Source organism: Nonomuraea sp. JJY05, from assembly GCF_043496855.1.
In the GTDB taxonomy this organism is placed as follows: domain Bacteria; phylum Actinomycetota; class Actinomycetes; order Streptosporangiales; family Streptosporangiaceae; genus Nonomuraea.
Genome location: NZ_JBIEIS010000013.1, coordinates 197,963 through 214,681 on the forward strand (window position 1 = coordinate 197,963; position 16,719 = coordinate 214,681).

General features: G+C 64.9%; 11 protein-coding genes. 5 read left to right on the forward strand and 6 right to left on the reverse strand.

The window, feature by feature from the left end; all coding sequences use genetic code 11:
• Positions 1-256 precede the first annotated feature (256 nt).
• Positions 257-544, forward strand: coding sequence for a hypothetical protein (locus ACFKCF_RS22500; protein ID WP_394496340.1), 288 nt, complete (start codon positions 257-259; stop codon positions 542-544).
• Between the two features lie 156 nt (positions 545-700).
• Here the strand turns inward: ACFKCF_RS22500 and ACFKCF_RS22505 are convergent, their stop codons facing one another.
• Together ACFKCF_RS22505 and ACFKCF_RS22510 are read right to left on the reverse strand one after the other, a co-directional pair.
• A complete protein-coding gene (locus ACFKCF_RS22505; protein WP_394496341.1) occupies positions 701-856 on the reverse strand; it encodes a hypothetical protein in 156 nt (51 codons plus the stop codon).
• Between the two features lie 159 nt (positions 857-1,015).
• Positions 1,016-1,879, reverse strand: a complete 864-nt coding sequence (locus tag ACFKCF_RS22510; RefSeq protein WP_394496342.1) for a LysR family transcriptional regulator — start codon at positions 1,877-1,879, stop codon at positions 1,016-1,018.
• Between the two features lie 93 nt (positions 1,880-1,972).
• On the opposite strand from ACFKCF_RS22510, the gene ACFKCF_RS22515 reads away from it, so the two are divergent.
• Positions 1,973-2,710, forward strand: coding sequence for an SDR family oxidoreductase (locus tag ACFKCF_RS22515; protein ID WP_394496344.1), 738 nt, complete (start codon positions 1,973-1,975; stop codon positions 2,708-2,710).
• Between the two features lie 30 nt (positions 2,711-2,740).
• Here the strand turns inward: ACFKCF_RS22515 and ACFKCF_RS22520 are convergent, their stop codons facing one another.
• Together ACFKCF_RS22520 and ACFKCF_RS22525 are read right to left on the reverse strand one after the other, a co-directional pair.
• Positions 2,741-3,025 carry a hypothetical protein gene (locus ACFKCF_RS22520; RefSeq protein WP_394496345.1) on the reverse strand — a complete coding sequence of 95 codons (285 nt, stop codon included), beginning with the start codon at positions 3,023-3,025 and terminating at the stop codon, positions 2,741-2,743.
• A 189-nt stretch (positions 3,026-3,214) separates the two neighbouring features.
• On the reverse strand, positions 3,215-4,084 hold the full coding sequence (locus tag ACFKCF_RS22525; RefSeq protein ID WP_394496347.1) for a helix-turn-helix domain-containing protein: 870 nt from the start codon (positions 4,082-4,084) through the stop codon (positions 3,215-3,217).
• 223 nt (positions 4,085-4,307) lie between these two features.
• Here ACFKCF_RS22525 and ACFKCF_RS22530 point away from each other — a divergent pair, with 223 nt between their 5' ends.
• Both ACFKCF_RS22530 and ACFKCF_RS22535 read left to right on the forward strand, forming a co-directional pair.
• Positions 4,308-5,225 (forward strand): alpha/beta hydrolase, encoded by a 918-nt coding sequence (locus tag ACFKCF_RS22530; RefSeq protein WP_394496348.1) that lies wholly within the window; start codon positions 4,308-4,310, stop codon positions 5,223-5,225.
• A gap of 371 nt (positions 5,226-5,596) precedes the next feature.
• Positions 5,597-6,022, forward strand: a complete 426-nt coding sequence (locus ACFKCF_RS22535) for a recombinase family protein (RefSeq protein WP_394496349.1) — start codon at positions 5,597-5,599, stop codon at positions 6,020-6,022.
• Positions 6,023-6,121: 99 nt separating this feature from the next.
• Here ACFKCF_RS22535 and ACFKCF_RS22540 read toward each other — a convergent pair whose 3' ends face one another.
• Both ACFKCF_RS22540 and ACFKCF_RS22545 read right to left on the reverse strand, forming a co-directional pair.
• The gene (locus ACFKCF_RS22540) at positions 6,122-6,763 is read right to left on the reverse strand and encodes a Tn3 family transposase (RefSeq protein WP_394496457.1); all 642 of its coding nucleotides are present in this window, start codon (positions 6,761-6,763) and stop codon (positions 6,122-6,124) included.
• Between the two features lie 9 nt (positions 6,764-6,772).
• Positions 6,773-9,799: a BTAD domain-containing putative transcriptional regulator gene (locus ACFKCF_RS22545; protein ID WP_394496351.1), complete on the reverse strand. Its 3,027-nt coding sequence runs from the start codon at positions 9,797-9,799 to the stop codon at positions 6,773-6,775.
• A 411-nt stretch (positions 9,800-10,210) separates the two neighbouring features.
• On the opposite strand from ACFKCF_RS22545, the gene ACFKCF_RS22550 reads away from it, so the two are divergent.
• A complete protein-coding gene (locus tag ACFKCF_RS22550) occupies positions 10,211-16,369 on the forward strand; it encodes a DNRLRE domain-containing protein (protein ID WP_394496352.1) in 6,159 nt (2,052 codons plus the stop codon).
• Positions 16,370-16,719 lie beyond the last annotated feature (350 nt).

Below are 16,719 nucleotides of genomic sequence, written 5' to 3' on the forward strand. Positions count from 1 at the left end.
AGGCCATCGCCCGCCCCATAACGCACATTTCAGATCGCCTTGTCGCAGCGCCCAGCCCGGCGTCGGCATCGCCATGCCCAGCGACGCGAACTCCGGTCTCCACCAGCGCCCTGACACCACCCGGGCCTTCCGGACACCCGCTCCGCGGCTCCCCTGCTCTGAACGGTTATCCGCGGACCCGTCCGCTCAGGTTCCCGCGCCTTCCCCGTCGGCAAGCCCTCCATCGGCGCGGCCGTTGGTTGACTTGCGGAAGAAGGTGAAGGGAAAGGTTCTTTTGCATCACGTCGCCGACGGCGGCGAGGATGAATGGGCCGGCGAGTTGAAGGTGGGAAACTCGTACAAGATCGCTGTGGATTGTGCCGGTTCTCAGGGAAAGCTAGCAATCGCGATCAGTGAGGGCTTCCAGACGCTGCGGCAGTGTGCCGCGGGCTACACCACGTTCACGCTCGACAATTACCCGGTCTCGAAACCGAAACCACGCACGCTGACGGTCAAGGCTCCGTCCGGTGCCAGCTGGGCGGTGCTGGTGGCCAGGCTCTCGTGAGGGTCGGCAGTCGAGCAGACGCTGTTCGGCACGCCGCCTGAGCCACGGGCATCTGACGATCATCCACCCCTTTCGCCGGGGTTGCTGTTTCCTCGCCATGGGTGCTTGTTTGAGGCTGCCAGCAGTGCAGTCGATCAGGTGTGGACGTGATGATGATCACAGTGCGCGTAGGTCATAGCTGAAGTGGGTGACCCGGTCGCTTTGCACGATGCGCGGGTTCTCCAGCATGGTGGTGGGGACCTTGTGATCACCGAAGAACCGGATCCCATCGCCGAACAGGACCGGGACCACGTACATGTCGATCTGATCCACCGACCTGGCGCAGATCGCCTGGTTGGTCCGTGGAGTTGGCGATGATTGGCTCGCGGTGGTGCTCGGCCAGGCCGTCGAGCATGGCGCGGTCCTTCGGTGGCCTGGGGTGTCTATGCCCCGCTCGATCGCGGCCTTGAAGTTGCTGGTCTGCTCCCGGGGCTATAGCTGGGTGGCCGTGCGGATCAGCTGGGCGAGGGTGCGGGAGCGGCTGTGTGGGGGCCAGGCGATGTGGGTGATGACGGGGGGTGCGTCGGTGAGGGGGACGGCGGTGTGTTCGGCCCATAGCCAGGCGCGGGAGGAGTCGGGGCAGATGGCCGCGGTGCGTCCGAGGGCGATCAGCTGGGCCAGTTGGGTCTGGTCGCGGATCTCGGGGCCGGGGCCGGGAGGGTAGGCGCCGTTGCGGGGCCAGCGGGCGAGCGGGAGATCAGGGACGTCGGTGACGTCGGCCAGGGACAAGGTCTTGCGCGTGGCGAGAGGGTGCCCGGCGGGCAGGACGGCGATCCGTCCCTCGGTCAGTAGTTCCTCGCTGTCGAACCCGGCGAGGGAGTTGAACGGCGTCTGCATGAGTGCCACGTCGGCGCGGCCGTCGCGCAGCAGTATTTCCTGTTCGCCGATACCGCATGGCAGCAATTCGATCTCGGCGGCGTCGGGCTGGGCCGCGTAGGCGTCGAGAAGCTTCCGCAGCAGTTCTTGAGACGCGGCGGCCTTGACTGCCAGTACCAGGCGATCGCGGGCGCCACCTGGATGATCGGCGCCACCGGCGCGACGGGTGCGGCGTGCGGCGGCGGTGGTCGCGTGCAGGGCGGCGCGACCTTCGTGCAGCAGTACCTCTCCGGCGCCGGTCAGCGAGACGCCGCGACGGTTGCGGTCCAGTAGCGAGACGCCGAGGCGCCGTTCGAGCTGCTGGATCGCCCGGGACAGCGGTGGCTGGGCGATGCCGAGGCGCTCGGCGGCGTGGCCGAAGTGCAGTTCCTCGGCGACGGCCACGAAGTACCTCAGCTCGCGGGTCTCCAAGCTGTCCATCGCCACAGCATAGCTCGGTGATACCTACCGGGTATGACAGGGCATCGTATCGGTGTTGGATGCGCCGCTCGTCCGCGCGCGAGCATCAATGGCGTGAGCGAAACGAAGATCGCGCTGGTGACCGGCGCGAACAAGGGCATCGGGTACGAGATCGCGGCCGGACTGGGCACCCTCGGATACCGCGTGGGCGTGGGAGCCCGGGACGAGGCCCGGCTCGAGACCGCCGTGGAGAAGCTGCGCGCCGCCGGGGTGCACGCGTTCGGGGTGCCGCTGGAGGTGACCAGCGACCACAGTGTCACCGATGCCGCGGAACTGATCGAACGGCAGGCCGGGCGCCTGGACGTCCTGGTCAACAACGCCGGGATCTCGGGAGAGTCCGGCCCGGGGTGGGTGCAGGACCCGACCACGCTCGACCTCGACGTGGTCCGCACGGTCGTGGAGACCAACGTCCTCGGTGTCATCCGGGTGACCAATGCGATGCTGCCGCTGCTGCGGCGCTCCACGTCGCCGCGCATCGTCAACGTCTCCAGCAGCGTCGCCTCCCTGACCCGGCAGGCGGACCCGGACATCGAGATCGGCCCCATCATGGCGGCCTACGCGCCGTCGAAGTCGTTCCTCAACGCCATCACCGTGCAGTACGCCCGGCAGTTCGCCGGTACGAACATCCTGATCAACGCCGCCTGCCCGGGCCTGGTCGCGACCGACTTCACCGGCTTCCACGGACCCCGCACCCCCGAGCAGGGCGCAGCCATCGCGATCCGGCTCGCCACGCTTCCCGACGGCGGCCCGACCGGTTCGTTCTTCGAGGACGACGGCGTCATCCCCTGGTGACCCCGAACCCGCCATGATCCAGCTGCAGCCCTACGGCGATGCGCTCTCGGCCGCCTTCGTCTTGGGCTGCCTGGGTACTGTGGTGTTTCTGTCGAGGCGCCCATACACCGGCGAGCGCGGCACCTTGAACAGGTCGGCGATCTGCTGGACCGTCTTGACCCGAGCGTCGTACAGGTCCTGCGCCGGCGCTGCCTGATCGGTCGACAGCTTCGGCCGGCGGCCGCCGACCCGGCCGCGGGCCCGTGCGGAGGCCAGCCCGTCCATCGTGTTCGCCACGATCAGCTCACGCTGCAACTCGGCCAGGACCGGCAGCATCCCGAACATCGCCCGGCTCTCGGAGGTGGCGGTGTCGATGCTTCAGGACATCCTCGGCGAACCGGAGTGGACGGACGTCCTCACCCCCTCCGACCGGCGTGGTCTGACGGTGGCGGAATGCGTCCTACCGAGGGTCGGCGGGACGAAGCCGGGCTGAACAGCCTGCCGGCCCCGGGACCAGGCGAGCCTCTAACGGTCCGCAATCGGGTGGTCGGCGGCTTGCGCGGCCCATGAGGCGAGGATGCGCAGACGGTCGTGGCTGGGTGTGCCGCGCTCGGCGGTCAGGGTGATGAGCTGCTGGTCGGGGTCGTCGGTGGAGGTGAGGAAGGACCAGTCGAGGGTGAGCGGGCCGACAACGGGATGGTTCAGCGTTTTCGTGCCCGATCCCTGGGTGGCGACACGGTGGGCGCCCCACCAGCGCCGGAAGTCGGGGTCCTGAAGCGACAGCTCGCCCACCAGTTCGGCCAGTCGCGGATCTTTCGGATCGCGGGCGGCCTCCATGCGCAGCTGCGCCAGGGTCATCTGCGCTACCCACTCCCAGTCCGGGTACAGCGCTCTGATGGCCGGGTCACAGAAGACCAGCCGTACGAAGTTGCGTTTCTTCTCCGGGATCCGCGCGAAGTCGGTGAACAGGGCGGCCGCCATGGCGTTCCAGGCGAGGATGTCCGTGCGGCGGCCCAGGACGACGGCCGGCGTGGTGGAGAGATCCTCCAGGAGGCGCTGCAGCTGCGGCTGGACCTTCTGCGTGGTGCGCCGACGCGGCCGGGCGGCGTCTCGACCGGACAGTTCGAACATGTAGGCACGCTCACTGTCATCAAGCCGGAGGACACGCGCGAGGGTGTCCAGCACTGATTCGGAGGCCTGGCGGCGGCCCTGCTCCAGGCGCGTGTAGTAGTCGGGGCTGATCGACGCCAGCAAGGCCACCTCCTCGCGGCGCAGGCCCTTGACCCTGCGCCTGCCGGCCGAGTCAGGCAGCCCCACTTCGGCCGGGCTCAGCTCTGTGCGCCGAGCCTTCAGGAAGGCGCCCAGTTCGCTGTCGCGGGTGTTGCTGCTGCTCATAGGTACAAGTGTTACAGCCCGCCGGTCCAGTGACAGTGGGCCTGCCCTGTCCCAGGACCGCAGTGTCCGGGGACAAAAGAAGCCTCTTACCCGCCCGCGTTCCGGGTGCGAGTGTCGATGACGTGGCCGGCGGACGGACCGCCCCGAAGACGACGGCCCCGCCGGAGGAATCCGCGCCGTCGAGGTCACAGCACCTCCCCACCTGCACCAGGAGACACAGACCGTGAAGACCAGCGTCACCTTCCCCAGCAACGATCTCGCCCTCGCCGGGATTCTCTTCACGCCCGACGACCACATCGACGGTCGGCTGCCGGCCATTGTCATCTCCCACCCGGGAGGCGGCGTGAAGGAGCAGAGCCCGAGCATTTACGCCGAGCGCCTGGCCCGCGCTGGATTCGCCGCGCTCGTCTTCGACGCCGCCTACCAGGGCGAGAGCGAGGGCGAGCCGCGCGGCATGGAGAACCCCTTCCAGCGCGCCGAGGACATCAAGTCCGCCGTGACCTACCTGACCACACATGACGACATCGACCCGGACCGTATCGGAGCCCTGGGCATCTGCGCCTCCGGCGGTTACGTCCCCTACGCCGCACAGACCGACCACCGCATCAAAGGCGTGGCCACGGTCAGCGCCGTGGACATGGGCTCGGTGATCCGCGAAGGACTGGGCCGCACCCAGGACCCGGCGATCCTCAAGGCCCTGCTCGACCAGGCCGGTGCGGCGCGCACCGCCGAGGCACGCGGCGCGGCCCCGAAGCTGGTGGCATGGATTCCCGACAACGCCGAGGAGCTGCTGGAGACCGCTACCCGGCAGTTCCGCGAGACGTTCGAGTTCTACTGCACCCCGCGCGGTTACCACCCTCGTGCGGTCCAGGGATGGGTGCTGCGCAGCGTCGACCAGCTCGCCCAGTACGACTCGTACGCGATGATCGAGCTGATCTCGCCCCGCCCCCTGCTGATGATCGCCGGTTCGGAGGCGGAGAGCGCCTACTTCAGCCGGGACGCGATCGCGCAGGCGGCCGAGCCCAAGGAACTGGTCGTCATCGACGGTGCCACCCATATCGACCTGTACGACAAGGACGAATACGTCACCCCCGCCGTCGCCAAGCTCGCCGAGTTCTTCGGCAAGCACCTGGCGGGGTGACCACCCGCCACTCCGGACCCACGGGCGGCAGAGGCAGCCATAGGCCCACATGCTCGCTCTGCCGACGCCCCGCCTGTCGGCAAACGAAGGTTTCCCGACAGCTAGAAGAGGGCTATCCCCTTCGGAGGGAGCCTTCGGTGCGCATCGTCTACTCCCGTTCGTCCACGGCCACCCAAGTCGCTACTCCGGCAGCGGCACATTCTCACCGAAGCCGGGCTACTGGTCCGGACCGAAGGCGTCGCGGAGGGGTTCCACCCGGCCGGAGGCGTGCTTCTGTTCGAGGACCCGGCCACTACGTCGAAGATCCCGGCGCTGGAGCGTCCCGCGTTCGCCAAGGTCGCCGAGGCCTCGCACCCGGCGACGTCCTGACGGTGCCGGAACTGTTCCGGCTGTGCCGCGACCTGGTCGACATCCACGCCGTACGCGACTGGTGCCAGGCTCGCGGCGTCTTCCTGCGCGTCCTGTCCGGCCCGCTGTCGAACTTCCACGACCTGGCCGCCAACGACGCGACCACCGCGCTGCTCATCAACGTGATCACTGCAGTCGGGCAGTTCCAGCGCGATCTGCAGAACGAGCTCACCTCTGGAGGGGTCGCCGCGGCCGAAGCCGAAGGACGCTATCGCGGCCGGCCGCCCGCGCTGGACGGTGACCGGCGCGAGGACATGCGGACGGCCTTCCACGAGGGCACCTCGATCGCGGCCCTGGCACGGGCTCATGGGGTGAGCCAGGCGGCCGCGCGAACCGCTCTGGCCGACCTGCCACCCGGCCAGGGCGTCCTGCCTCGGTCATCAGCGTGATCGACGGGAAGGGTCAGGCAACCAGGTCGAGGTCGATGGTGCCGTAGAGGTTGGCGTTGGATCAGAACAGTGGCGAGAGTCCTCGTTTGTCGGCGTCGGTCATCTTCTTCTCCAGGCGGGGTCCTTGAGGACGGACTGGACCAGCAGGGTGTTGATGAAGACCAGCGCGGACTGCAGCAGGGGAAGGCTGAGCATGGAGACCTCCTGATGTTCCTTGTCGCTGCCGGGGATGGTGCCGGCGCTGCCGTAGAACAGGTCGGTGTTGGCGGAGTTCCAGTTCTCCCCGACCTGCAGGCCCTCGTGGATCTCGCGGCGCAACTCCAGGGCGGCGACGTACTCGGCGCCGAACACGCTCTTGACCGCCCTGCCGCGTTCCTCGATGGCCTTGTAGGCGGGGTGTTCGGGGCCGCCGCGGGTGAAGCGGCGCAGCACCTGCTCGGCCTCGGCCGTGCCCAGCCGCAGGGCGGTGGCGTATTTCACCATCTGGTCATACTGCTGAGCGATGATCTCCCAGTCGATGCTCTTGTCGGCCACCATGCCGCTCAGGCAGGACGGGACCTGGTCGGCGGCGTCGGCCTTCACCAGCTTCTGCCGGGCGATGTTCTTCATCCGCGGCAGCAGCTTGAACCCCAGCTCACCCTCAGCGGCACGATCACCTTTACACGTTGGTCGGCAAACAAGCTGGCTTACCGTCCCAACCTCAAGGTCCGCTCCCGCCTGCGCGCCGAGCCAGGCGTACAGGCGTGGACGTCAGCGCAATCGTTTGGCGATGTCTTCCGCTTGCGGCACGCCCATGGGGGCGAGAATGCTCAGTGCTTCCCGGAAGCGAGCCTCGGCCTGCTCTCCCCGGCCAAGCGCGTTGTAAGCCTCGCCGATGGCGCTGTGCGCGAGGCCCTGCAGGAAGCGGTCGGTGATGTCGGCGGCTATGGCCAGGGCGAGTTGATAGTTCGTTAATGCCTCCTGAGCATTCTCGGCCGCCAAGTGGTCGTGGCCCAGGTCGAGCAAGATCTCGCATTCGGTGGTCCTGTCGCCGCCCTCCCTGATGAGAGCAAGCGCCCGCAGATGCCTCTCCACCGCGTCGGCGAGACGGCCTTGCTTGCGGTCAATACGGCCGATGCCGCTGAGTGCGCTCGCCTCGAACCTGCATTGGCCGATCTCTTGGTTCAGCCGAACAGCACGCTCGTAGTGATCCAGGGCCATGGCCAAGTCGCCCAAGCTGTCATAGACGTCTCCGAGCAGGGTGAGCGTGTAGCCTTCGTCGCTGAGGTTGCCGCTCGCGCGGTCGAAGTCCAGGCACCTGCGTAAGCCGGACAGGGCGTCCGCGGGCCGTCCCATGCGGAGATAGGCGATCGCCAAGGTGACCGTCCCTGAGATCTCCCCCTGCTCGTTGTGCGACTGTCGGTACAGGTCGATCGCCCGATTGCTGTCGGCTATCGCTTGGCGGAACTCGCCTATCCAGAGGCGGCTGTAACCAATCCGGTTCAGCGCGTACGCCTCGCCCGCGGGATCCCCGATTTCTCGGCTCAGGTCCAAGGCCTGCTGCTGATAGTCGATGCATTCCCGCAGGTGCCCGGCCATGAGATTGGCCATGCCCAGAGCGTTCAGGGTCTGTCCTTCGGCGTTGTGGTCCTGTGACTCCCGTGCCGCCTCCAGCGCCAGTCCCAGGGTGGCGAGCCAGTCGTCGATCCTGTTCCTGAGGTAGAAGAAGTAGTCCAGGATTTGGGCGAGCTGCCAGACGTGGGCGTTCCAGCCATGCCGTCTGGCGTACTCGATCGTGGACATGAGCATGGGATATCGGAGGTCTAGCCAGGCGGCGGCCGCGTCGAACCTCTCGAACACCGGCAGTTCATGAACGGGTCGCTCGGATTTGAGGCCGATGTCGATCGTGCTCGTACTGTAGATCTGGTCCATCGCCGCCTTGGCGGCGTGCAGAAGCCAGTCGAACAGTCGGGACAAGGCCGTATACCGGAACTGCACACTTTCGTGAGCAAAACTGAGCTCGCGCGCGAAGAGCCAGACGAGATCATGCAGCACATAGCGTCCGCCGCTGTTGCGATAGACGAGATGGGCGCTGGCTAGCGCGTCGACCGCTGAGCCGACGTCTCCCTGGGGCTCGCCTGTCATGACGACGATCTCATCGAGGCCGATGTCCGGGCCGGGGTGCAGACCCATCATCCGAAATGTCTGCTGCTGCCGTTCCGCGAGCCCTTGGTACGACACCTCGAAGGCGCCCCGGACCCCGACGCGGGGGTCGCCTTCCACGTCCAACGCGGTCAGCCGATTGTCGCCAAGAAATCGAGCGACGAGGTCGCCAACGGGCAGATTCGGCTGACTTGCCAGATGCGCTGCGGCCAGGCGGAGAGCAAGAGGGAGATAGCCACATAGGCGGGCCAGCGACTCCACGGCGCCTCGCTCCTGGGCGACCCGCTGGCAGTCCAGGATCGCGGTGAGCAATGCCACCGCCTCTTCGGGCGACAGCACATCAAGGGCCACAGCCCGTACGTCGTGGGTGGCGGCGAGCCCGCGCAGCGAGTCTCGGCTGGTGATGATCACCTTGCAACGAGAGGAGCCAGGCAGCAAAGGGCGGACCTGGTCAGCCTTGGCAGCGTTGTCGAGCACCACGAGAAGGCGCCGGTCAGCCAGCAGCGATCGGTACAACGTCTCTCGTTCGCCCATCCCGTGAGGTATCGCGTCCTGGGCGACCCCAAGCCCGTACAGGAGCTGGTGCAGTGCCCGCATGCCTGTCACCGGCTCGCCTGGCGAGTAGCCATGCAAGTCGATGTAGAGCTGGCCATCCGGGAACTGGGACATGCGCCTATGACCCCAGCGTGTTGCGAGCGCAGTCTTGCCGATTCCCGGCGCGCCTGTGATGACGGTGATGCTCACCGCGGTGGCCTCGATGGACAGGAGTAGATCCAGCTCGCGGAGACTGTCCTCGCGCCCGGTGAAACGGACGATGTCGGCCGGTAGCTGGCGAGGCGTCACAGATGGTGAGTTCGTCGAACCAGATGGTGAGTCCGTCAAACTGGGGCGGACAGGCTTCTCTACAGGGGCGGCGGAAAGAATCTCCTGGTGCAGCGCGCTCAGGTAACGGCCCGGCTCCAAGCCGAGTTCCTGGCGCAGGCAGTGACGCCCAATCCGGTATTCCTCAAGAGCCTCTGCCGTACGGCCTGAGCGGTGGAGGGCGGTCATCAGCTGGCCGCGTAAGTGCTCTTGAAGGGGGTATTCCGTCACGAGATGCCGCAACTCGCTGATCAGATCCGCGTGGTACCCCAAGGAAAGATCGGCTTCGATTCGGTCGGCGAGAGCCGCGATGCGCAGTTCTTCAAGCGCGGCGCCCTCCGTGAGCATGAGCTCATCACGAGTGCCCGCCAGCGCGGGCCCACGCCACAAGGCCAGTGCCTCGCGGAATTGGCCGGCCGCCTGGAGAGCGTCACCCGCGGCCAGGGATGTACGTGCCGCGCGCGTCGCGGCGGTGAAGACGTCGAGGTCGGAACCGCCTGGCGGAATCGAGAGCCGGTATCCCGCCGGCGTGCCCGATAAGTGAGCGGGCGTGCTCAGCAGGCGCCGCAGCGACCATAAATGGTTGTGCAGTAATTTCCGTCCCGAGGCTGGAATCTCCGTTCCCCACAGCGCGGCCATCAGCCGGTCGTGAGACATGACCTGATTCCCCTTCAGCACCATTGCCGCCAGCAGTGTCCGCTGTTTCAGTCCGACGATCGGGACCGATCGTCCGTCGCGCCACAGATCCACCGGACCCAGGACTCGATACTCCACATGCCCTCCTGGAAACGCACAAGCTGATTTCGATGGTGAAGGTCGTGCGGATGCCGCCGCGGTATGCCCCCGTATTCCGCAGCTCGAATCTTGGATATCAGATCAGCACGACAAGATCGAGAGTTGCCGAGGTCAAGATCAAGAGTGTCAGGCCGCATCCTGCCACCGACCCTTCATGGCCTGCGGCGTTTACCTCTCGCGTGACGCTTCGGGGCCCCTCCATGGATTGAGGTGCTAGTGAATCAGTTAGGCAGAACGGTGAGGCATAGCCGACAGTCTCATCGGCTGGCGCTGGCAACGGCGCTGACGGTTACAGCATCATTTCTTGTGGCAGGCACGTCAGCACCTGCCCAGGCAGATTCCCCGCGGACGGCGGCTCCTACACCGGGTCCGTCGGCCAAGCCGCAGCCCGTGACCGAACGACCCGACCGCGTCTCCGCGGCCCTGACCGCGCGCCTGCAAGGCAGGCGAATCCTGGTTACGGACGAGACCACCGAGTCGACGCTCACCTACGTAAACCCCGACGGCACCATCACCCTGGAAACGGCCAGTGGCCCTGTTCGGGTCAAGCAAGGCGACCGCTGGAATCCGATCGATACCACCCTCGTCGCTCAGGACGGCGTGCTCAAACCCAAGTCCGGTTTTGCCGACGTGGAGTTCTCCGCTGGCGGCGGCGACAAGCCGCTAGCCGTCCTGGAACGCTCCGACAAGCAGTCCTATACGCTCACCTGGCCCAACAAGCTCCCCCAGCCGAAGGTCGAGGGCAACAAGGCCACCTACCCCGACGCGGCAGGTCCCGGAGCCGACCTTGTCCTGACCGCCCTTCCCGCGGGATTCCGGCACGACATCGTCCTTCGGCAACGACCTACCGGACCTGTCGAGTACAAGATTCCCATCCGGACCAAAGGACTCGAGCTCGCCGAAACGAAACAGGGCGGGCTCAAGCTCACCGATGGTAAGGGCAAGATCGTCGCCTCGGCTCCGCAGCCTGTCATGTACGACACGCGGGGTCGGCCTGAACAAGGGCAAATGTCTGCGCAGACCAAAAAGACAGTAGCCGAACGGGTCGTGGACACTGAGGTCGTCACCGATGGAGGCCACCAGGCGCTCGTCCTCCGACCGGACCTGGCGTTCCTAGCCGATCCCGAAACCAGCTACCCCGTGACGGTAGATCCCACCACTACGCTGCCGCTCCTCGCCGACATGACGATCTTCTCCAGCAACGGCTACAACCAAAGCCTCGGCGTCGGCACCATGGACCAAATCAACCCCGACACCCGGACGTTCACTCGCGGACTGCTCAAGTTTGACACCAGGTCGGTGACGGGCCAGGTGGTGACGGACGCACGTCTTGAGCTGGAAAGCAAGTGGGCATGGGGATGTGTGTCCGGCCAGACCGTCAAGGCGCAGCGCATCACGAGCGACTGGAGTGAACGCAATCCGGGCTGGGGGGTTACCGCCACATCAGAAGGCGAACAGGCCGCACGGGAGCCGGGCACCTGTACAGGCTCCGGGACCATTCCCTCCGGGACATGGACCTGGAACGTCACCGCTATCACCCGTGCGTGGGCCGCAGGTGCAGGGTCGTACGGCATCATGCTGCGGCTGGCCACTGAGGACGCCACGCCTTTCCGGAACCAGTACGAGCGTCATTTCGATACCTCAGAGGATGCGGCATCCGGCGGCATCGCGCCCAAGATGATCATTACCTTCGGATCGACGCCGTCGACCGGCCGGTTGCGAACCGCTCCGGTGTCCACCGGGCTCGACAGCGCCGTCTACACCAACACCGCCACGCCGATGCTGCTCGCCGAGGTACAAGATCCGGACGGTGGCTTGGTCCGCGCCGAGTACGAGGTCGAACGCGACCCTGACGCCAACCAGGGCAGCGGACTGGTCTGGTCCGGCAGCGTGGAGAATGTCGCGTCAGGAACGGATGCGAAAGTCGTCGTACCGGCCGGGAAGCTGGCGGACGGACAGAAGCTGCGCTGGCGAGCGCGTGCCTTCGACGGCGTGAGCTATTCGGCATGGTCTGCCTGGCAAAAGATGGCGATCGACACCACCGCTCCGGCACCGCCCACGATCTCTTGCGATGTGCAGCGTGACACCTGGTATCCACGGCTCGGTGACGAGCAGCAGGCCAAGCGTTGCTGGATCGCCGGGCTCAAGGGCAACAACGCCTATCTGTGGAGCGTCGACGATCCGGGGTCCTTCAATCTCGTTCAACTCTCGAAGTTTGACTCTGAGGTCAATGACGCTCAGGAACTGGCCATGCCGGCCGTGGACGATGGCTGGCACACGCTGTATGTGAAGACCCGCGACAACGCGCACAACACCTCGACGGTGGCGGCCTACAGCTTCGGCATCGGCCCCGGCGGCTTCGTCAGCCCCAAACCGGCCGCGATCGTCCAACGGCAGGTGACGCTGTCCAGCACCGCCCCCAGCACCCGCACTAGCGTCCGCTACGAGTACCTGGACCTCGGCAGCTTCAAGCCCATCCCAGCCACCGACGTCACGCCGGCCGGCTCCTCGGCCTCGATCGGCAGTTGGCCGCAGACCAGGACCGACACCAGCAAGAACTTCGCCAACCTGACCTGGGACGTCCTCAAGACCGTCCAGGCCACCGGGAGACGGTCTATCGAAGGCGGCTGGCAAATCCGCGCCTGCTTCGGCGGCACAGGGCAGACCGAGGCCTGCACCAAGCCGGCAACCATCACCGTTCAGCAGTCGGCCTTCAACCCCTCTCAAGCCACCGCTGAAATCGGACCCGGCAAGGTGGCGCTGCAAACGGGGGACTACTCGATTACCAGTACCGACGCGAGCCTCTTCGGTATCGCGGTGTCCCGCACGCACACCAGCCTGGTGACCGACTCCACTGACCCCCTTCACATACCGGGGCAAGTGACCGAATGGAACATTTTCGGTCCGGACTGGAGGGCTGGCTTTCCCTCCGCACCCTCGGCCATAGCCGACTTCGAGCCGCAAGGCGACGGGTCACAGGACACCCTCACGTTGACCGGACCCGATGGCTCAACCCTGACCTATCTGCGCAAAGGTGAGACCTTCTACGGAGTGGGCGATGCCGCCGACGGCTCGCGCGTCGGAGTAAACCTCGCGGAGGAGCAGCTTACGGTCACCGAGGCAGACGGGAGCAAGACCACCTATACCCGTCTCAACGGTCGGTGGGTCGTCGCTCGGGCGCAAGGGCCGGCAGCGGAATCGACCGTCCTGTACTTCCGAGATATCCAAGGGCGCATCACCCGTGTCCTGGCGCCCACCGCCGAGGGCGTGACCTGTGACACCCTCAAGCCCGGATGTCGCGTTCTCGAACTGTCCTACGCTTCCACCACCACCGCCACAGGTGTCGCCTCCGGCTGGGGCGATTTCAAGGACCAGGTCAAGACCGTGTCGTTCACAGCGTTCGACCCAGAAGCGAACGCCATGAAGACGACAGTGCTGGCCTCCTACCTGTACGACTCGACAGGACACCTACGACGGGCCACCGACCCGCGCACCAACCTGGCCACTGACTACTACTACACGAGTGATGGCCGAATCTCCCAAATCGCCTCGCCCGGCCTGGCACCCTGGCGCATGGAGTACGACAGCCGCGGCCGCCTGGCACACGTTCAGCGCGAGGGAGGTGATGTCGACCCGACCCAGGCATTCGCCTACGACGTCCCGATTGGTGGCACGGGCGCCCCGATCGACCTGACCCAGGCACAGGCCGCCAAGTGGGGTCAGGCGACGGACCTCCCTGCGATTGGTACGGCGTTGTTCCCCGCCTCGCACCTTCCCGCGCGGAGCTCGGATGGTGCTTACAGACCCGGGGCTGCCGACTGGGAATACGCAAAACTCGCCTATATGGATGTCAACGGCCGAGCAGTTAACGGTGCCTCGTTCGGTTCCGGTACATGGCAGCTGTCGGCAGTACGTCATGACGACAAGGGCAACGCGGTATGGGAACTCTCATCAGATAATCTGGCCCAAGCGCTTGCGCCAACAGCCAGCACCGATCCCTATGTGGCCGGCCGTTCCGATTCAGCCGAGCGGGCGAACCTGCTTGCTCGCACCAGGGTCTACAACGACGATAGCGATCTCATAGCCGGGGAGGACCAGGCACGTCAGGTCATGCTTGCCGACGGTACGCAAGTATCGGCCCGCCCGCGCACAACGGTGGCCTATGACGAAGGCAAGCCAACCAACGACAGGGTCTACCATCTTGTGACCTCGTCGAAGACCGAACCTGTCGTTTTGGATGCCGTGGCTGTGCCTGGCCCGGCCGACATCCGTACGACGAAAACCGGCTACGACCCGGTGCGGTCGGGGGACACCTCCGGATGGGATTTACGGCTACCCACGTCTGTAACCACGGTGATGCCGGGCCAGCAGGACATCACCACGCGGGTTCGCTATGACCCGGCAGGCAGGGAGATCGAGCGACGGATGCCGAAATCTGCTGGCGCAGATGCGGGCACAACGATTTTCAGCCACTACACGGCGGGACCTCATCCGTCCGCCTCCGAATGCGGGAGCAAGCCGTGGTGGGCCGGATTGAAATGTCGTACGGGCCCTGCAGCCCAGCCGGCAGGCAAGCCTCTTCCCACTACTGTGATCACTTACGCCTACATGGGTCAGCAGGCCACCTTAACAGACACGTCCGGATCAGTCGTTCGCACATCGACCATAAAGTTCGATAGTGCTGGACGGCCCAAGGGCGGGACACTGACGGTTACTCCTGAAAGCGAAGGCGGGCATGTAGTCCCGGAGGTGTCATACTCCTACGACCCGAACACTGGACTGCAAACGCATGCCAGTGCGGGTGGTGTAACCGTCGAACAGCGGTATGACACCTTTGGGCGCATCGCCTCCGTCACGGATGCGGACAACAACACGTCCACAACGACGTATACGGTGGATGGCCAGATAGCCACCGTGAACGACGGCAAGGGATTGACGACCTACACCTACAACGGCACGGATGCCGCCGGGCGCAGTGAACGGCGTGGACTGCCTACCAAGATCGAGGCCAGCGGAGTCGGTGCCTTCGCAGCAGCGTATGACGCTGGGGGACGACTCAGCGTGCAGACATATCCCAACGGACTCTCGGCAACCTACAAGTACGACAATGCAGGCAAGCAGGTCGGGCTTGCCTACGCGAAGAACAACACCCCATGGCTGCAATACTCACGTAAGCCGAATCTCGAAGGTCTTACAGTGGCCAACAACGGACCGGGCGGCAGCAGCCAGCGCTACACTTATGATGCTGCCGGTCGGTTGACCACGGTCGCCGACACGTACGCTGGCAAATGTGTGACCAGAGAGTATGGATTCGACCAGAACACGAATCGGACGAGTCTCTCCACCTATGGAGCTGACGCCTCTGGAGGCTGCAGCACGTCGACCAATGCGACTACTGAATCCTACAGTTATGACGCAGCTGATCGGATCACAAGCAACGGCTATGTCTACGACAATCTGGGACGTACGCTGAACGTCCCAGGGGCGCATATCGGTGGCGGAAACGATCTGCAGATCGAATATTACGCCAATGACATGGTCGCATCTCTCACCCAAAGTGGCCAAGAAAGGGCCTTCACGCTTGATCCTGTAGGCCGTATCCGCAGCATGACCAAGACAGGCGGCAGTTCACCGCAGACAATGGTTAACCATTACGCGGGAACGAGCGACAGCCCATCATGGATAGCAGAACCAGGTGGAACGTGGACACGGAACATCGTTACCTTCACCGGCCTGGCAGCTGTCCAGAAGAGCAATGGATCAAGCTCTCTACAGCTGACCAATCTCCACGGTGATATCGTAGCCATCTGCGACAACAGCGCTAGCGCAACGGGGATCGCGTCATACTTCGAACAGACCGAGTATGGCGTCCCCCGTATCGAAAATGCCAGCAATCCAGAGCGCTACGGATGGATCGGCGAACAGCAGCGATCCGTCGACTCCCTCGCTGGCTTAGTGCTGATGGGTGCCCGCCTGTACAACCCCGTCATTGGCAGGTTCCTGCAAGTTGACCCTGTCCTCGGCGGCAGCGCCAACAAGTACGAGTACTGCTCCGCAGACCCCATCAACTGCTATGACCTAGACGGCAAGAAAGGTAAGAAAGAGTGCGGGTTCTGGTGTGAGCTTATCAAGGGTGGCATCGCCGCCATCGTGTCATCAGTTTTCGGGGCGGTCTGCGCAGCATTCACTGCTGGAGTTGGCGCGGTCCTCTGCGCTGTCGTCGCTGGCGGGATTGGGGCAGCGGTCGACTACTTAGCCGAAACATACATCACCGGCGAGCCATTCAGCTGGAGCAAGTTCAGGGATAAAGCCGTCGGAGGGCTGGTAAATGGCCTTGTAGGAGGTAGTGCCGGGGCGGCATTCATAAAATCGGCCGCCGGAAAGAAATTCGGCCAAGCGATAGTTAATGGCCTCAACACGATAGCGCAGAAAATATCCGATCTTTTCGGAAGCAAATATGCTCGCTTTTTCACGTGGCTTGCCGCACAGCTCGCCATCGTGCTCGGCGGAGCCGGCTGGGCGTGCGGCGCCGACATGAAAAACTGCTAGTGCCGTCGCTCTTGGCCCCGGCGTGAAGCTCGGACCTCATGCCGGGGCCTCCTCTGTTCCCAGCCCAGAATAACAATTACCGATCCGATGATGCGGAGCCATTGATGTCCCTCAAAAAATTCAAAGACTTGATTTGGTGGAAGGTGGCCCTGCTTGCCCTAATTATGCTTCCCATTCGCATCGTGCTCTCCATCACTGATGGAAAGAGGGGTGCGGACGTGCTTGCACCGTCAGCCGCTATTATTGCGATTCTTGTGCTTGCCAGCGTTCTAGCAGTCCGCGAGTATCGCAAGAACCGACATGGGGAATAACTGGGTCTTCGTATTTCACTGGGCCGGTGTCAGGGCTGA